The organism is Nocardiopsis sp. MT53, from assembly GCF_019598965.1.
GTDB classification, from domain to species: Bacteria; Actinomycetota; Actinomycetes; order Streptosporangiales; family Streptosporangiaceae; genus Nocardiopsis; species Nocardiopsis changdeensis.
The window spans coordinates 2,522,689-2,537,632 of sequence record NZ_CP080599.1 but is presented as its reverse complement, the minus strand read 5'-3'; the positions used below and the strand labels follow the sequence as shown (position 1 = coordinate 2,537,632).

Annotated in this window: 12 protein-coding genes; 5 read left to right on the top strand and 7 right to left on the bottom strand. The window is 75.6% G+C overall.

Features of this window, described 5'->3' with window-relative positions; translation table 11 throughout:
- Positions 1–18 precede the first annotated feature (18 nt).
- Complete coding sequence (locus tag K1J57_RS11185; RefSeq protein WP_220564375.1) at positions 19–1,008, bottom strand: NAD-dependent epimerase/dehydratase family protein; 990 nt, start codon at positions 1,006–1,008, stop codon at positions 19–21.
- Between the two features lie 131 nt (positions 1,009–1,139).
- On the opposite strand from K1J57_RS11185, the gene K1J57_RS11180 reads away from it, so the two are divergent.
- Both K1J57_RS11180 and K1J57_RS11175 read left to right on the top strand, forming a co-directional pair.
- Positions 1,140–1,340 (top strand): type II toxin-antitoxin system VapB family antitoxin, encoded by a 201-nt coding sequence (locus K1J57_RS11180; RefSeq protein ID WP_220564374.1) that lies wholly within the window; start codon positions 1,140–1,142, stop codon positions 1,338–1,340.
- Positions 1,331–1,750, top strand: coding sequence for a PIN domain nuclease (locus K1J57_RS11175; protein ID WP_220564373.1), 420 nt, complete (start codon positions 1,331–1,333; stop codon positions 1,748–1,750). Before K1J57_RS11180 ends, K1J57_RS11175 begins: the two co-directional genes overlap by 10 nt.
- Before the next feature lie 21 nt (positions 1,751–1,771).
- Here the strand turns inward: K1J57_RS11175 and K1J57_RS11170 are convergent, their stop codons facing one another.
- The 3 genes from K1J57_RS11170 to K1J57_RS11160 all read right to left on the bottom strand — a co-directional run bounded on the left by K1J57_RS11170 (position 1,772) and on the right by K1J57_RS11160 (position 4,389).
- Entirely contained in the window at positions 1,772–3,076 is a 1,305-nt protein-coding gene (locus K1J57_RS11170; RefSeq protein ID WP_220564372.1) for an RNA polymerase sigma factor, read from the bottom strand.
- A gap of 48 nt (positions 3,077–3,124) precedes the next feature.
- Positions 3,125–3,571, bottom strand: coding sequence for a YciI family protein (locus tag K1J57_RS11165; protein WP_220564371.1), 447 nt, complete (start codon positions 3,569–3,571; stop codon positions 3,125–3,127).
- Between the two features lie 254 nt (positions 3,572–3,825).
- Complete coding sequence (locus K1J57_RS11160) at positions 3,826–4,389, bottom strand: hypothetical protein (RefSeq protein WP_220564370.1); 564 nt, start codon at positions 4,387–4,389, stop codon at positions 3,826–3,828.
- Between the two features lie 183 nt (positions 4,390–4,572).
- On the opposite strand from K1J57_RS11160, the gene K1J57_RS11155 reads away from it, so the two are divergent.
- Positions 4,573–7,239, top strand: a complete 2,667-nt coding sequence (locus K1J57_RS11155; RefSeq protein WP_220564369.1) for a DUF4135 domain-containing protein — start codon at positions 4,573–4,575, stop codon at positions 7,237–7,239.
- A gap of 8 nt (positions 7,240–7,247) precedes the next feature.
- Here K1J57_RS11155 and K1J57_RS11150 read toward each other — a convergent pair whose 3' ends face one another.
- Positions 7,248–7,766, bottom strand: a complete 519-nt coding sequence (locus K1J57_RS11150) for a hypothetical protein (RefSeq protein WP_220564368.1) — start codon at positions 7,764–7,766, stop codon at positions 7,248–7,250.
- A 244-nt stretch (positions 7,767–8,010) separates the two neighbouring features.
- On the opposite strand from K1J57_RS11150, the gene K1J57_RS11145 reads away from it, so the two are divergent.
- Positions 8,011–8,241: a hypothetical protein gene (locus tag K1J57_RS11145; RefSeq protein ID WP_220564367.1), complete on the top strand. Its 231-nt coding sequence runs from the start codon at positions 8,011–8,013 to the stop codon at positions 8,239–8,241.
- 28 nt (positions 8,242–8,269) lie between these two features.
- On the opposite strand, the gene K1J57_RS11140 is transcribed toward K1J57_RS11145, so the two are convergent.
- Positions 8,270–11,122 carry a BTAD domain-containing putative transcriptional regulator gene (locus tag K1J57_RS11140; protein WP_338151201.1) on the bottom strand — a complete coding sequence of 951 codons (2,853 nt, stop codon included), beginning with the start codon at positions 11,120–11,122 and terminating at the stop codon, positions 8,270–8,272.
- Between the two features lie 376 nt (positions 11,123–11,498).
- On the opposite strand from K1J57_RS11140, the gene K1J57_RS11135 reads away from it, so the two are divergent.
- Positions 11,499–11,879, top strand: a complete 381-nt coding sequence (locus K1J57_RS11135; protein ID WP_220564366.1) for a nuclear transport factor 2 family protein — start codon at positions 11,499–11,501, stop codon at positions 11,877–11,879.
- A gap of 37 nt (positions 11,880–11,916) precedes the next feature.
- Here K1J57_RS11135 and K1J57_RS11130 read toward each other — a convergent pair whose 3' ends face one another.
- Complete coding sequence (locus K1J57_RS11130; protein WP_220564365.1) at positions 11,917–14,688, bottom strand: BTAD domain-containing putative transcriptional regulator; 2,772 nt, start codon at positions 14,686–14,688, stop codon at positions 11,917–11,919.
- Positions 14,689–14,944 lie beyond the last annotated feature (256 nt).

Below are 14,944 nucleotides of genomic sequence, written 5' to 3'. Positions count from 1 at the left end.
GCGGCCCCCGCGCGCGTGTCAGGCGCGTCCGGCCAGCAGGCGCTCCTCGGCGCCCGCGGGCAGGCCCACCGCGGGGCGGTCGGGGCGCTGCGGGGCGGTGCCGCCGATGGACACCAGCCACTCCCAGGTGTCGGCGGCGGTCTCGGCGACCGGGCGGCAGCGCAGCCCCGCGGCCACCGCCTTGGAGACGTCGTTGCCGTGCAGGGAGTCGTGCAGCTCGCCCGGCGGGAGCCACACCGGCAGCTGGGACCACGGCTCCACCTCCGCCGCGGCGACCTGCTCGGGGGTGAGCCACACGGGCTCGGCCCCGGAGCCGGTGGCGGCGACGCAGGCGTCGATCAGCTCGCCGACAGTGGCGTGCCCGGGCGGACTCACCAGGTTGAACGGCCCGGACAGCCCCGCCTCGGTGGCGTCCAGGGTCCAGGCGGCCAGGTCGCGGGCGTCCACGTACTGGATCGGCAGGTCGGCCGGGCCGGGCGCGGGGAAGGGGCCGCCCCGGGCGATCCGGTTCAGCCACCAGGGCAGGCGGCCGATGTTCTCGTAGGGGCCGAGGATGAGCCCGGCCCGCACGAACAGGGAGCGGTCGACGAAGGCCGCCTCGACGGCCAGTTCGCCGCCGCGCTTGTCCGCCGCGTACTCGGTGCCGTCGGCCCCGGGGTCGGCGTCGACCGTGGGCCAGGACTCGTCCGAGCCCGCCGCCGAGGGGTAGGTGTAGACGGAGCAGCTGGAGATGTAGGTGTAGTGCCCCGCCCGGTCGGCCAGCAGCCGGGCGGCCTCCAGCACCACCCTGGGCGCCGCCGACCAGGTGTCGACGACGGCGTCCCACTCGCCCTTCTCCAGCGCGGCCAGGCCGTCGGGGGCCAGCCGGTCGCCGTGGAGCACGGTCGCCCCCTCGGGCGCGGGCCGCGTCCCCCGGTGCAGGACGGTGACGTCCCACCCCCGTTCCAGCGCGTCCTCGACCACAGCCCGCCCGACGAACTCCGTGCCGCCCAGTACCAGAAGTCTCATGAACCGCAGTCTGGCCCTCCGCCGGGCGTGTGCGCCAGCCCTTACTGCCGAAGGCAGAAACCACACCCAGAAACCGCCAGAGGAGATATCATCAAAGAAGCCATGTTGATATCAACCAAGAGGTGATCTCCATGTCCCGAACCGTCATCGACCTCGACGAGGAGGCACTGGCCGCAGCCGCCGAGGAACTCGGCACCACCACCAAGGTCGAGACCGTCAACCGCGCGCTCCGCGAGATCGCCGCCCGCCACAGGTCGCACCGGTTCATCGATCTCATCGGCGACCTGGACCTGGACCTGGACGAACAGACGATGGGCGAGGCATGGCGCTGACCCTGTACCTGGTCGACAAGTCCGCCTACGAGATGGTGCGGCGCAGCCCCGAAGCACGGGAGCGCCTGCACGGCCTCGTCTCGTCCGGCGGATCGATCGCCATGTGCGAGATGGTCGCCCTGGAGTTGCTCTACTCTGCCCGCAACACAAGGGACTACGAGCGCCTCAAGGAGCAGTACGGCCTCCTGCCCTGGTTGGAGACCGGCAACGAGGCGATGCGGCGCGCCCTGGAGGTCCAGCACGACCTTGCCCGCAAAGGGCACCACCGGCGGGCCCTGCCCGACCTGATCATCGCGGCCACGGCCGAGGTCCACGGGGCGACCGTGGTCCACTACGACAAGGACTACGACCTGATCGCGGATGTCACCGGCCAGCCCGTCTCCTGGATCGTCCCCGCGGGCACGCTCTGACTCCCCGGGACCGGCCCGTTGTCAGTCCTCGTCCTCCGCGGTGATGACCCCCCTGAGCGAGACGGTGGGCGACCGGGCGAGGCGGTCGGCGCGGGCCAGCAGCAGGGAGCGCTCGCTCTCGTTGCGGGTGAGGGAGGCGGCGCGGCGGAACTCCGCCTCGGCCTCCTTCTCCCGGCCCAGGCGTTCGAGCAGGTCGCCGCGGACGGACGGGAGCAGGTGGTAGCCGTCCAGGGCCCCCTCCAGGGAGTCCACGATCTCCAGGGCGGCCGCCGGGCCGTGGGCCATCGACACCGCCACCGCCCGGTTGAGCTCCACCACCGGCGACCCGGTCTGCCGGGCCAGCGCCAGGTAGAGGGCGGAGATGACGGTCCAGTCGGTGTCGCCGGGGTCCAGGACCCGGGCGTGCTCGGCGGCGATCGCCGCCTGGAGGGCGTAGGGGCCGCGCGGCCGGGCGGGGTCGGGCGGCAGTGAACGCAGCAGCGACGCCATGCCGCGGGTGATGAGCATCCGGTCCCAGCGGGAGCGGTCCTGCTCGGCGAGCGGCACCGGGGACCCGTCCGGGGCGACCCGGGCGCGGAACCGGGAGGCGTGCAGCTCCATCAGCGCGAGCAGCCCGTGCACCTCGCGCTCCTCGGGGAGCAGCCCGGCGAGCACCCGGCCCAGCCGCATGGCCTCCTCGCACAGCTCGGGGCGCAGGAGGCTGTCGCCCGAGGTCGCCGCGTACCCCTCGTTGAAGACGAGGTAGACGACCTCCAGCACGGAGGCCACCCGGGCGTCGCGGTCCCCGCCGACGGGCACCTCGAAGGGCACCTTCTTCTCGGCCAGGGTGCGCTTGGCCCGGACGATGCGCTGGGCGACGGTGGACTCGGGCACCAGGAAGGCGCGGGCGATCTCCTCGGTGGTCAGCCCGCCCAGCATCCGCAGGGTCAGGGCGACCCTGGCCTGCGTGGACAGCACCGGGTGGCAGCACACGAACATCAGCCGGAGCAGGTCGTCGCCGTAGTCCTCCTCCAGGACGGCGTCGAACCCGCCCTGCCCGTCGTTCTCGACGACCTGCCGGCCGAGTTCGGCCATGCGGTCCTGGAAGCGCTCGTCGCGCCGCCAGCGGTCGACGACGCGGCGCTTGGCGACGGTGGTCAGCCAGGCGCCGGGCCGGTCGGGTACGCCCTCCCGCGGCCATTTCTCCAGGGCGCTGACCAGCGCGTCCTGGGCGAACTCCTCGGCGAGGCCGACATCGCCGACCATGCGGGTGAGCGCGGCGACGAGGCGGGCCGACTCGATTCGCCAGACCGCCTCCACCGCGCGCCGGGTATCGGTGTGACTCACGGGCCCATCAGAGCACCGCGGGACACACCGCCGCAACCCGCCCCGGGGTCAGCCCTCGTGGGCCTCGTGGGCGTTCCGCCCCCGCAGTTCGCGCTCGCGGTCCTTGAGCTCCGCGGGCATCATGTCGTCGCTGAAGTCGTCGGTGTCCATGATCCGGCGCAGGATCAGGTTCAGCTCCGCGGAGTCGCCCGCCGGGGGGTGGGGGCAGCGCTTGGCCCACTCCACGGCCTCCTCGGGCGAGGACACCTGGAGGATCCAGTACCCGGCGATGAACTCCTTGGCCTCCGCGAAGGGGCCGTCGGTCACCCGGGCCCCGCCGTTGGAGAAGGTCACCCGGACGGCCTCGGCGGAGGGCGCCAGGCCGTCCCCGGCGAGCAGCACGCCGGCCTTGACCAGCTCCTCGTTGTAGGCGGCCATCGCCTCGAAGATCTCCGGGGTCATCTCGGTGTTCGCCTCGGCCTGCGGGTCGGACATGATCGACATCATGTAGCGCATGGTGTTCGCCTTCCGTGCGGTGTGGGGGTCCCTCCCCCGCTCTCACCTGTTCGTCGAACGGGCGGCCGCCGGATCGACATCCTTCCGAGAATTTTTTTCCGGGCCGTGTGAAGCCCCTGCGAATCCGGCGCCGGAGACTGGTGCACGTACCAGAGACCACCCCGGCACAGGGGGGAGGGGGTACCTGGAAGGGCGGCCTTTCCGGTCGTTCGGGGTCCTCCTCCCGCCCGCGGTCCCGTCACCGCCGGGAGGGCTCAGCCGGGGAAGCCGAGCCCGGAGAGCCAGGAGCGGCTCAGCGAGACGGTGGCCGGATCGGCGCCGCGCCTGACCAGTTCCTCGCTCAGCTCCGGGTGCTTGACCAACCGGTCCGCCCGGGTCATGAGCGCGACGTCGCCCCGGGCCAGGACCGCCCGCACGAGGGCGCCCTCGACGCCCGCCCGGGTGTCGGCGGCGAAGGGGCTCTGGCTGGTGGACAGGAAGGGGCCGGCGTAGAGGTCCAGGGCCCGCTCCGGGTCCCCGGCGCGGACGAGCCGGAGCAGTTCCACGACGTCGAAGCGGACCGCGCCGTCCAGCGTGTAGCAGGCCCGGCGCCGGTCGTAGCCGAGCGGGATGCCCGCCCGGCGGGCGCGCATGGCCAGGGTCGGCAGGCTGGACGGGGCCGGGTCGGCCTCGAACAGCTCCACCAGCACCCGGTCGCGGTGCACGCAGCCGTTCGACAGGGCGACCAGCGCCGCCAGCTCCACGGCCCTGCGGTTGGCCACGGCCGTGCCGTCCACAGCGCAGCGGCCCAGTGTCGACACCTCCACGGTCCTCATCATCACGCCTCCTTCTCGGCACGGGTCCGATCCCTGCACACCTACTGTCGCCCGGGGCCCCATCGCCCGCTTATCGGCCGCCTATCGGCGCCGGCCCCGGCGTGATGGCGACGTGAACGCCCCTGGTGAGACTGGGTCCACAGCACCGGTACGTCATCGGGACCCCGGTCGGAACGGGAGCCGAACATGGAAAGGCAATGGACCGTCGAGGAACTCCCCTGGCGGCGGGCGGCGGACGACGCCGCCGGGGACGCGCCCGCCTCCGGCGCGCCGGAGGCGTGGGTGCGCCGCGCGGACGCGCGTATCGCCCTGGGGCGGGACACCGGACGCGCGCGGGAGGCGTTCCTCGCCGACGCCGACGCGGCCGGGTTCCTGCGCCCGGCGCTGGACGCCGTGCACGGACACCAGAGGGCCCTGCACGACGCGGCGACCGCGCTGGTGCGGGGGGCCGACCCCCGCCTGGCCGGGCTGCCGGACCTGCTGGCCGGGGCGTGGCCGGACGAGGAGCTGAGCCGCCTGATGACCCCGACCGTGGCCCTGGAGATGCAGTTCGCCCAGCTCTCCGGCCGGATCGGCGGCGCGAGCGGGGAGGCCCGGTTCCGCGCCTACCTGGAGCTGCTGTCGCGGCCGCGGGTGCAGCGCGAGCTGTGGGAGGAGTACACGGTGCTGCTGCGCCGGGTCGCGGAGGTGCTCTCCCGCTGGGAGGAGTCCCGGCTGGAGCTGGCCCGCGACCTGGTCGCCGACCTCCCGGAGCTGGACCGGCTGCACGGGGGCCGGCTGGACGCCGTGACCCTGGTGGACTTCGGCTCGGGGTACGTGCGCCGCCCGGGCGGGCTGGCCGGGGCCGTGGTCTCGTTCGGCGACGTCCGGATGGTCCGCACCCCGCGCCCGCCGGACGCGGCGGTGCTGTGGGAGGGGATCGTCTCCTGGTTCAACGCGCGCGGCCCCGCGCACCGGCTGGCCTCGGTCCCGGTGCTGCGCCTGCCCGACCACGGGTGGACGCTCCGCGTCGAGCACGAGCCCTGCCCCGAGGGGGAGGGCGTCGCCTTCTACTGGCGGCTGGGCGCCGTCACCGCGCTGGCCCACGCCCTGAGCGGCAGTGCCCCGCGCCACCGGGACATCGTCGCGCACGGCGCGCACCCGGTGCTGACGGACGCCGAGCGGTTGCTGGCGGGGGTGGTCCGGCCGCCCGAGCGACCCGTGGACGCGGCGGTCTCACAGGACGGCGACGAGGACGACCCGTTGGACGAGGAGCCCCTGGAGGACGACGAGCACCTGCCCGGTTCCGGCGGCGGGGTGCTGCCGCTGGAGGGGCACACGGGCGCGCTGACGGACGGGTTCGCGTTCGCCTACGACGCCCTGGTGGCCGACCGGGGGACCTGGCTGTCGCGGAAGGGCCCGCTGGGCGGGCTGTCCCGCGCCCTGCTGCGGCACGACCTCTACCCGGCCGCCCTGTACACGGCCTCCCTGGACGCCGGGGACCGCCCGGACCTGCTGCGCGACGGCCTCACCCGCTCCCTGCTGCTGCCCCGGCCCCTGCCGGGGGACGGGGACGCCCGGCTGTGGTCGGCGCTGCTGCGGGCGGAGTCCACCGACCTGCTCAGGGGAGACCTGCCGCACCTGTCGGGCCCGGCGGGGGCCGTCGACCTGGTCGACAGCGCGGGCCGCACCGTCCCGGGCGTGCTCGCCGAGGCGCCGGCCGCGTCCGTGCGCCGCCGGCTGCGGTCCCTGGACCGCCACGGCGCCGGCGGGGCGGTGGCGCTGGTCCGCCGGACCGCCCGCGACCTGTGCCCGGACGACCCCGACGCGGCCGACCCGCGCCCGGGCGACCACCCGCTGGACGGGGAGACCGCGCTCGCCGCGGCCGCGGACCTGGCCCGCGGCCTCTCCCCCCGCGACCCGGGGGCGGGACCGCTGCTGGCCCGGCTCGCCGACCTCGACGGCGGCCCCGGCCTGCGGGCCCGCGCCGAGGCCGCCGCCGACCACACCGCCGCCCTGCGCTTCTCCCCCCGCGCCCCCGACCGGTTCGGCCGGGCCGCGGCCGCACTGGTCCACCTGGCCGCGGCCGGCGCGGTGCGCGGACACGACGCCCGGACCCGGGGCGCCCTGGCGCACCTGGACCTGCTGCGCGGGCACACCGGCACCGGCTCCCCCGGCCTGGCCGGGGGACGTGCGGGCACCGTCCTGGCCGCGCTGGCGCTGCACGCGGCGCTGCCCGGGGCGGGGGCGCTGGCCGTCGCCGACCGCGTCGCCTCGGTGCTCGCCGAGGAGACCGCCGCCGCGCCCCCCGAGCCCGGCATGGCCTCGGGCTCCACCGGGGTCCTGGTCGCGCTCTCCCGCATGGACGCCGCGCTGCCCGGCGCGGGGTACGGCGGGGCCGTCGGCCGGCTGCTGTCCCGGGAGCGTGAGGCGCTGGAGCGGCGTCCGCCCGCGGACGTGTCGTGGTGCCACGGCCTGGCGGGGATCGGCCTCTCCCGGCTGTCCCTGCTGGCCGACGCGCGTGAGCCGGCGGTCCGCTCGGCCGCCCTGGAGGACCTGGCGTCCCTGGAACGCGCCGTCCGCGACGCCCTGCTCCGCGGCGGCCTGCGCTCCACCGGCGACCACGGGGCCTGCCACGGCGACCTGGGCGTCCTGGAGTTCCTGGTGTCGGCCGCGCGGTGGCGCGGCGGAGGCGCGGAGGAGGCCCCGCTGCGCGCCGCCGCGGGCCTGTGCGCGCACGGCCGCGCCCGCGGCTGGTGCCTCACCCCGGGGGCCGCCCCGGCGCTGTCCGGCGCGGCCGGAGCGGGGTACAGCCTGCTCCGCCTGGCCTTTCCGCATGCCGTCCCCTCCCTCCTGCTCGTCTCCCCGCCCTGACCGGCCCGTCAGACCAGCGCCGCGTCCGCGTCGCGCACCAGCGCCCGCCGCATCCCCGGGTCGCGCACGACCCGCAGCGTGTCGGCCATCAGGCGCGCGTCGCCAGTGTCCACGACGGCCTCGACGATGCGCTGTTCCAGGTGGGCCCGGGTCTGGACGGCGAAGGGGCTCTGGCTGCGCACCATGAAGGGGCCCTTGTAGAACTCCATCGCCTGGGCGACGTAGCCGTGCGACAGCAGGAACAGGAACTCGACGACGTCGCAGCGGACCCCCTCGCCGATGCGGTACGCGCCGATCTCGCGCTCGTACCGGACGTCCAGGCCGATCCGCCGCGCCCGCATGGCCAGCGTCGGCAGGCTGGACGGCGAGGGGTCGCCCTCGAACAGCACGGTGGAGAGCCAGTCGCGGGGGGCCGCCCCGTCGGACAGGAGCAGGACCGCGGCCAGCTCCGCGGCCCGCCGGTGGCGCACGGGGCGCCCGTCGACACGGCACTCTCCCAGGGTCTCAAGCATGGGGACGTCGTTCATCACCACTCCGCATTCCAAGGCGATCCCGGTCCGATGCCCCGGGATCTCCTCCCGCGATCGGCTCCCCACGATCATCGGAAAGGGGGGCATCCACCCGCTATCCGCGACCTATCCCCGGGCGGGATAGGCCCTTGTCAGCGCCGTGCAATGGTGCGAATAGCCCTGTGATAAGCCTTCGGCGGCGGCGCGGGGCAGGATGTGGCCATCCCCCGAGAAGACGGGGCCCTCACCAACGGAGGTCACCATGCGGATCGTCAAGTTCTCCCTCGCCCTCGCCGCCGCCGTCGCCGTCTCCCTGGGCGCCTCCCCCGCCCTGGCGGACACGGGGGCCGGCACCCTGGAGGACCGCTGGGAGAAGACGGGCCCCGGCGCCGCCGTCTCGGTGACCGTCGACGTCCCGTCGGCTCCCGGGGAGAAGGGCCCCGCCACCGTCACGGTGGAGGTGGACACCCCGGCCGACCGCTGGGAGAAGTAGCGGGCGGGGTGAGGACGATGGCGAACGGTCAGCCGAGGTCGGCCAACACGGATGCCACCTCGGCTCGTTCCCTCTCCTCGTAGAGCTGGTCGAAGGCCGCCATCGCGCGCTCCAGCAATCCCCGCGCCTCATCGATCCGGCCCGCCTGGGCGCAGGCGGTCCCCAGGTCGCGCAGCACCATCGCCTGGCCGACGAGGTCGCCGAGCTCCTCGACGACGGCCAGCACCTCCCGCAGCCGCCCTATCCCCTGCCCGACGTCCCCCCGGAGCAGGTCGAGCTGGGCACTGCGCCGCAGCACCTGGGCGCTGGCCCGCGGGTCCCCGGTGCGCCCGGCCAGTTCCAGGGCCCGGTCGAGTTCCGCGCGGCCCCCGTCGACGTCGCCGCCGCGCCCGCGCAGGTAGCCGGTGAGCATCAGGCTGCGCCACTGGCCGCCCAGGTCCCCGACGGCGACGAAACCCTCCAGCGCCTCCTCGCACAGGCCCAGCGCGCGCTTCTCGTCCCCGGCCTCGGCGGTGAGGGTGGCCAGCGCGCGGCGGGCGATCGCCTGGCCCCGCACCTCCCCGAGCTCGGTGTACGCCTCCAGGGACCGCTCCAGCAGCGCCGCCCGGGTGGGCCCGTCGTAGCGGTGGCTGAGCGCCTCGCTGACCGTGGCCCACAGGGAGGCCATGCCGAGCCGGTTGCCGCGCTCCCGCACGAACGGCTCGACCCGGTCGTGCAGCTCGGCCAGCTCCTGCATGTAGCCGCGCCGGGTGAGGAAGACCGAGAAGCCGACCAGCAGGTCCCAGCTCTGCTCGTCCATGCCGAGCTCGACCGCCTGGAGCACCACGTGCCGGAGGTTGGCGCGCTCGCCCTCGAACCAGGCGTAGGGGTCGCGCAGGACGCGCTCGACGTACCGCGCGGGAGGGGACCACCGGGGCGCCCCGCCGCGCACCCGCAGGTACTCCCCGCCCATGAGGTCGTCGTTGGCGGCGTCCAGCAGCGCCAGCCAGCCGCCCATGAGGCGGTCGATGGCGGCACCGCGGGAGGCGTCGTCCTCGACGTCGGCCGACCTCTCCCGCGCGTAGTCGCGCACCAGCTCGTGGAAGCGGTACACCGGGTCCCCGGACGGGTCGGTGCCCACGATGTCCAGCAGGTGGGCGTCCACCAGCGGTTCGACGATGTCGGAGGGGAAGGGGCGGTCGTCCCCCAGCAGGGCGGCCGCCGACCACATGGGGATGGTGGGGCCCTCGACCAGGCCGAGCAGCCCGAAGGCGCGGGCCGTCCCGGCCTCCAGGCCGTCGTAGGTCAGCGACAGGCTGGCCCGCACCGTCATGTCGCCGTGGGCCAGCTCGTCCAGGCGGTACCGCTCGTCCGCCAGCCGGTCCACCATGGAGGACAGGGACCAGTGGCGGCGGGCGGCGAGGCGGGCGGACACGATGCGCAGCGCCAGGGGCAGCCTCCCCACCGCGCCCACCAGCGCGTGGGCGGCCTCGGGCTCGGCGTCGACCCGGGCGTCGCCCAGGACCTGGCGCAGCAGGGCCAGCGAGGCGTCCTCGGTGAGGGTCTCCAGGGGGAGGAAGGTCGCGCCGGGCAGGCCGGTGAGGTTGGCCCGGGAGGTGATGAGGACCCCGCAGCCGGGGCCGGCCGGGATGAGCGGCAGCAGCTGGGACTCGGTGGCGGCGTCGTCCAGGACGATGAGGACCCGGCGGGTGGCCAGCAGGCCGCGGTACATGGCGGCGCGCTCGTCCACGTCGTCGGGGACGGCGGGGCCGGGCACGCCCAGCGCCCGCAGGAAGCGGCCCAGGACCTCGCCGGGGTCCAGCGGGGTCCCCCGGGTGGCGCGCAGGTCGCAGTAGAGCTGTCCGTCGGGATAGCGCTCGGGGCCCAGCCGGTGGGCGACGCGCACGGCGGTGGAGCTCTTGCCGACCCCGGGGCGTCCCATGAGCACGACGACCCGGGCTCCGTTGCCGGGCTCGGCCAGGACGCCCTCGACCCGGTCGATGGTGCCGTCCCGGCCGACGAAGTCCACGGTGTCGGAGGGCAGCTGGAAGGGGGTGACCCCGCCGCCGAACGCGGTGGCGGGCCCGCCGCCCGCGGCGTGGGCCGGGCCCTGCGCGGGCGCGTGCTCCAGGGAGGGGTCGCCGGCGAGGATGGCGCGCTCCAGTTCGCGCAGCTCGGATCCGGGTTCCAGGCCCAGTTCCTCGATGAGCAGGTCGCGTCCGCGGCGGTAGACCTCCAGCGCCTCGACCTGGCGGCCGGACCGGTACAGCGCCAGCATCAGCTGGGCGCGCAGCCCCTCGCGGAGGGGGTGCTCCTCGACCAGTCCGTTGATCTCGCCGATGAGGCGCTGGTGCCGCCCCAGTTCGAGTTCGATGGCGAGATAGGACTCGACGGCGGCCATCCGCTCCTCGTCGAGGTGGGTGGCCCGGGCGCGCAGGGCCTCGGCGCCGACGCCGCCGAACACCGGCCCGCGCCAGAGGCCGACCGCGGAGCGCAGCAGGGCGGCGGCCTCCTCGCCCCGGTCCTGCTGGGACAGGGCGGTCGCCTCGCGGACCCGGGAGCGGAAGACGTGCGCGTCCACGGTCTCGGGGGCGGCGTTGAGGACGTAGCCGGGGGACCGGGTCTCGATGACGGCGCCGGTCGGCTTGAGCAGGGTCCGCAGCCGGGAGACGCAGATCTGCACCTGGGTCCGGACGGTCTCCGGCGGGCTGTGCTCCCAGAGGATGTCGACGATCTGGTCGGTGGAGACGACACGGCCCAGTTCCAGGAGCAGGATGCCCAGGACGGTCTGCTGCCGGCCGACGGGCACCCGGACCGGGCCCGCGGCGCCCCGGACCTCGATGGGGCCGAGCACGCGGAACGCCATTCCGTCGTCGCCAGGCCGGTCGCCCGTCGTGATCACACAGCTCCCCACCGTTCTGAAATCAAAGAGAACGACTCCCGAAACGGAGTTATATCACACGCATTGCGAAGAGAAGCGAACTTTATTCGACCGAAAGCCGAGGTCGTCGTGGTCGAATTCTCACATTCCCACCGCTGGAACCCAGGCCCAAATTTCGGATGGTTGAAAGACGGACGGAAGGGAACTGCAAATATCACGTTAAGTGATATATCGGCTACCGGGAAGCGCGGCGCAGGCGCCGGGATAGCCCGGGGATAGGCCGGTGACAGGGGGTTTTCCTAGCGTGGGCCCCGAACCACGAGCGCCCGGGAGTCGCCATGAACCACGCCTCCGCCGTCCGCGGTGTTCCGCGCACCCCCGGCCGGGGAGGTGCCGGATGACCGCACACGGCCAGGAGCACACCCCCGGCCGCAGCGAAAGGGTGGCGCGGGCGGGCGCCGAACACGTGCTCCTCCTCTACGACTACGTCGACCGCGCCGACCTGGACGGCTGCGCCTCCCTTCTGGACGAGTACACCCGCCTGAGCCTGCCCGGCGTCCCCGACACCCGGGGCCGGCGCCGGGTCGAGGCGGCCCTGCGGGAGCACCTGGCCGGGCGCGGCCTGCACCGGGTGGACCTGGTGCGCGTCAGCGGGGAGGGCGTGGTCGCCGAGGGGGCGTTCACCGAGACGTCCCGCATGGCCACGCTGGTCTACAGGGACGTGTTCTCCCTGTCCGAGCACGGGCTCATCGCCTCCTGGGACCGCGCCCCGCGGTGACCGGGGCGGCCGCGGCCGCCCCGGGCGGGGACGCCGCTCACGCCTGCTCCGGCGCCCGGGCCGTCCGGGCCGCCGTCCCGCCCCGGTCCCCGGGGTCCCGGGTGCCGGGCACCGTACGCGGCACCCGCTCCTCCCCGCCGGCCAGCTCCCGCGCCTCGGTGAGCAGGCGCAGCGCCCGCCGTTCGTCACCCAGGTCCCGCGCCATCCGGCCCATCCGGCTCAGCACCCGCGCGCGGCCCCGGGGGTCCCCGGTCCGCTCGTACAGCGTGAGCGCCCGGGCCAGGTCGGCCTCCCCCGCGTCGACGGCGCCGGCGGCCGTGCGGAGGTGTCCGCTGAGCACGAGGGCGCGGCCCTCCCCGTCCGGGTTGCCGACCTCCTGGAAGTCGCGCAGGGCCCGCCCGCACAGCTCCAGGGCGCGCTCGCGGCGCCCGGCGGCCCGCTCCAGCCGGGCCAGCCCCCAGGTGCACCAGGCGCGGCCGGTCACGTCGCCCAGCTCCCCGAACGCCGCCAGGGCCTCCTTGAAGGCCGCGCGGGCGTCGGAGAGCCTCCTCCGGTCCAGGTCCAGGCAGCCGCGGGAGTAGGCGACCGCCGCCGCCCCGCGGCGGTTGGCCGCGGCGCGCACCGCCTCGGCGGCCCGGTCGTTGACCCGGTCCCACTCCCGCAGGTACCCGCGCCGGTGGAACAGGGGGACCAGGGCCAGCGCCAGGTTCCAGCACAGCTCGTCGAGACCGTGGTCGGCGGCCAGGTCCACGGCCGCGCACAGGCGGGACCGCTCCTCCGACAGCCAGGCCGCCGGGTCGCGCAGGAGGGCATCGGCCGGGGGCGGGCGCCACCGGCCCCCCGCGCCGATGCGGCCGGAGCCGCCCCCGGTGCGCACGTCGGCCTCCTCCGCCAGGAAGAGCCAGCCGCCGACCAGCCGGGCCGCCGCCTCCCGACGCTCGGACTCCGTCTCCTCCTCCGCCAGGCGTTCGCGCGCGAACAGGCGGACGACGTCGTGGAACCGGTAGCGGGGGCCGCCCGCGGCGTCGGTGCCGTCGGCGGCGAGCATCCGGGCGTCGACGAGGGGTTCCAGCAGCTCGTCGGGGCGGGGCCTGCGGTCGTCCAGCAGCGCCCCGGCGGCCCAGCCGGGCTGCCCGGGCTGCCCGGGGCCCTCGGCCAGCGCGAACAGTCTCAGGGTCCGCCGGGCGTCCGGGGCCAGGCCCTCGTAGCCCGGCACCAGGCCGGCGCGCACGGTGAGCCCGCCGTGGGAGAGCTGGTCGAGGCGGTGCCGCTCGTCGGCGAGCCGGGCGGCCATGGACGCCAGGGACCAGTGGGGCCGTGCGACCAGCCGGGCGGCGACGATCCGCAGGGCCAGGGGCAGCCTGCCCACCGTGCGCAGCAGCTCGGCGGCGGCCTCGGGGTCGGCGTCCGTCCGTTCGGGTCCGATCACCCGGCGCAGCAGCTCCAGCGCCTGGTCCTGCGGGAGCACGTCGAGTTCGACCAGGTCGGCCCCGGGGATCCCGGCGAGGCCGGAGCGGCCGGTGACGATCGCGGCGCAGCCGGGCCCGGGGGGCAGCAGGTCGGCGACCTGCCGCTCGTCGGCCGCGTCGTCCAGGAGCACCAGGACCCGCCGCCGTGCGAGCAGGTCGCGGTACATCCGCGCGCGCGGCCCGAGCCCCTCGGGCAGCGCCCGGTCGGGGACGCCCAGGGCGCGCAGGAACCGGGCCAGCGCCCGCGCGGGGTCCAGCGGGGTCCCGCTGCCGCCGCGCAGGTCGCAGTAGAGCTGCCCGTCGGGGAAGCCGGCGCGGGCCAGCCGGTGGGCCACGTGCACGGCCAGGGCGCTCTTGCCGACGCCGGGGAGGCCGACGACGGCGCAGAGGGCGGCCCGGCCCCCGTCGCGGCCCGGCCCGGTGAGGGCGGCCTCCAGCGCCGCCGCCTGCTCCCCTCGTCCGGAGAAGTCCGCGGTGTCGGCGGGGAGCTGGCGGGGGCACGGGGCTCCCGGCCGGGAGCGCGGGGCCGGGACCGCGGCGGGGGCGGCGGGCGCCGCCGGGGCCGGCTCCGGGTCGGGCGGCGACTCCCCCGCCAGGACGGCGGCCTCCAGGGCGCGCAGCTCCGGCCCGGGTTCGCGCCCCAGCTCGGCCGTGCTCAGCTCCCGGCCCCGCCGGTAGACCCGGAGCGCCTCGGCCCGGCGCCCGGAGCGGTGCAGGGCGAGCATGAGTTGGTAGCGCAGCCGCTCGCGCAGGGGGTGCCTCCGGACGAGGTCGTCGATCTCCCCGACGACCAGGTCGTGGCGGCCCAGCTCCAGCTCCAGGTCCAGGTACGCCTCGACGAGCGACGCGCGGTCCTCGTCCAGCCGGTCGGCCAGGGGCCGCAGCAGGCGGCCGGACGGGCCGCCCAGGGACGGGCCGCGCCACAGGCCCGCCGCCCGGCGCAGCAGGGCGACCGCCTCCTCCGGGCGGCCCCCGGTGACGGCCTCCCCGGCCCTCTCGGCGAGGACGCGGCTCAGGTGGACGTCGACGGCCTCCGGCTCCACCCGGAGCAGGTAGCCCGGCGGGGAGGTGAGCAGGGGCGTGCCGAGGGGGGCCAGGCTCTTGCGCAGCCGCGAGACGCAGATCTGCACCTGGGTGCGGGCCGTGTCGGGGGGATCGCAGTCCCAGGTCACGTCGACCAGGTGGTCCGTGGAAACGGTGCGCCCCGCCTCCAGCAGCAGCGCACGGAGAATGACCTGCTGGCGGCCGGGGGGAATGTGCACCTGCTCGGAACCCGCCTCGACCTGGAGCGGCCCGAGAAGGCGGAAGAAGACTCCGTTGAAACCGCTTCCGGGGTTCACGAGATAGACCTCGCCCTCCGTAGGCGCGCTTGTGCGGTGCAGCAGATCCTAAATGAGGCGTTCGGGAAGCGCCACAGCCCTCCGCCGCACCCGGATCCGAATACCTTTGAATCCCGCCCCGTCGCTCAATGTGATATCCGCCTGTCGGCGGGCGCGTTCCGGGGAATGCCGGGCCGGGCGTTCCGGGAAAACGACACCCGATGACCTCGAAGAATTCACTGTGCGGAAATACTGCGCCGTAAACCCCGGTGCCCGT

Bases quoted from the DNA above. Each gene is read 5' to 3' on its own strand.
- K1J57_RS11185 (WP_220564375.1), bottom strand. From the start codon at position 1,008: ATGAGACTTCTGGTACTGGGCGGCACGGAGTTCGTCGGGCGGGCTGTG.
- K1J57_RS11180 (WP_220564374.1), top strand. From the start codon at position 1,140: ATGTCCCGAACCGTCATCGACCTCGACGAGGAGGCACTGGCCGCAGCC.
- K1J57_RS11175 (WP_220564373.1), top strand. From the start codon at position 1,331: ATGGCGCTGACCCTGTACCTGGTCGACAAGTCCGCCTACGAGATGGTG.
- K1J57_RS11165 (WP_220564371.1), bottom strand. From the start codon at position 3,571: ATGCGCTACATGATGTCGATCATGTCCGACCCGCAGGCCGAGGCGAAC.
- K1J57_RS11160 (WP_220564370.1), bottom strand. From the start codon at position 4,389: ATGATGAGGACCGTGGAGGTGTCGACACTGGGCCGCTGCGCTGTGGAC.
- K1J57_RS11155 (WP_220564369.1), top strand. From the start codon at position 4,573: ATGGAAAGGCAATGGACCGTCGAGGAACTCCCCTGGCGGCGGGCGGCG.
- K1J57_RS11150 (WP_220564368.1), bottom strand. From the start codon at position 7,766: ATGAACGACGTCCCCATGCTTGAGACCCTGGGAGAGTGCCGTGTCGAC.
- K1J57_RS11145 (WP_220564367.1), top strand. From the start codon at position 8,011: ATGCGGATCGTCAAGTTCTCCCTCGCCCTCGCCGCCGCCGTCGCCGTC.
- K1J57_RS11135 (WP_220564366.1), top strand. From the start codon at position 11,499: ATGACCGCACACGGCCAGGAGCACACCCCCGGCCGCAGCGAAAGGGTG.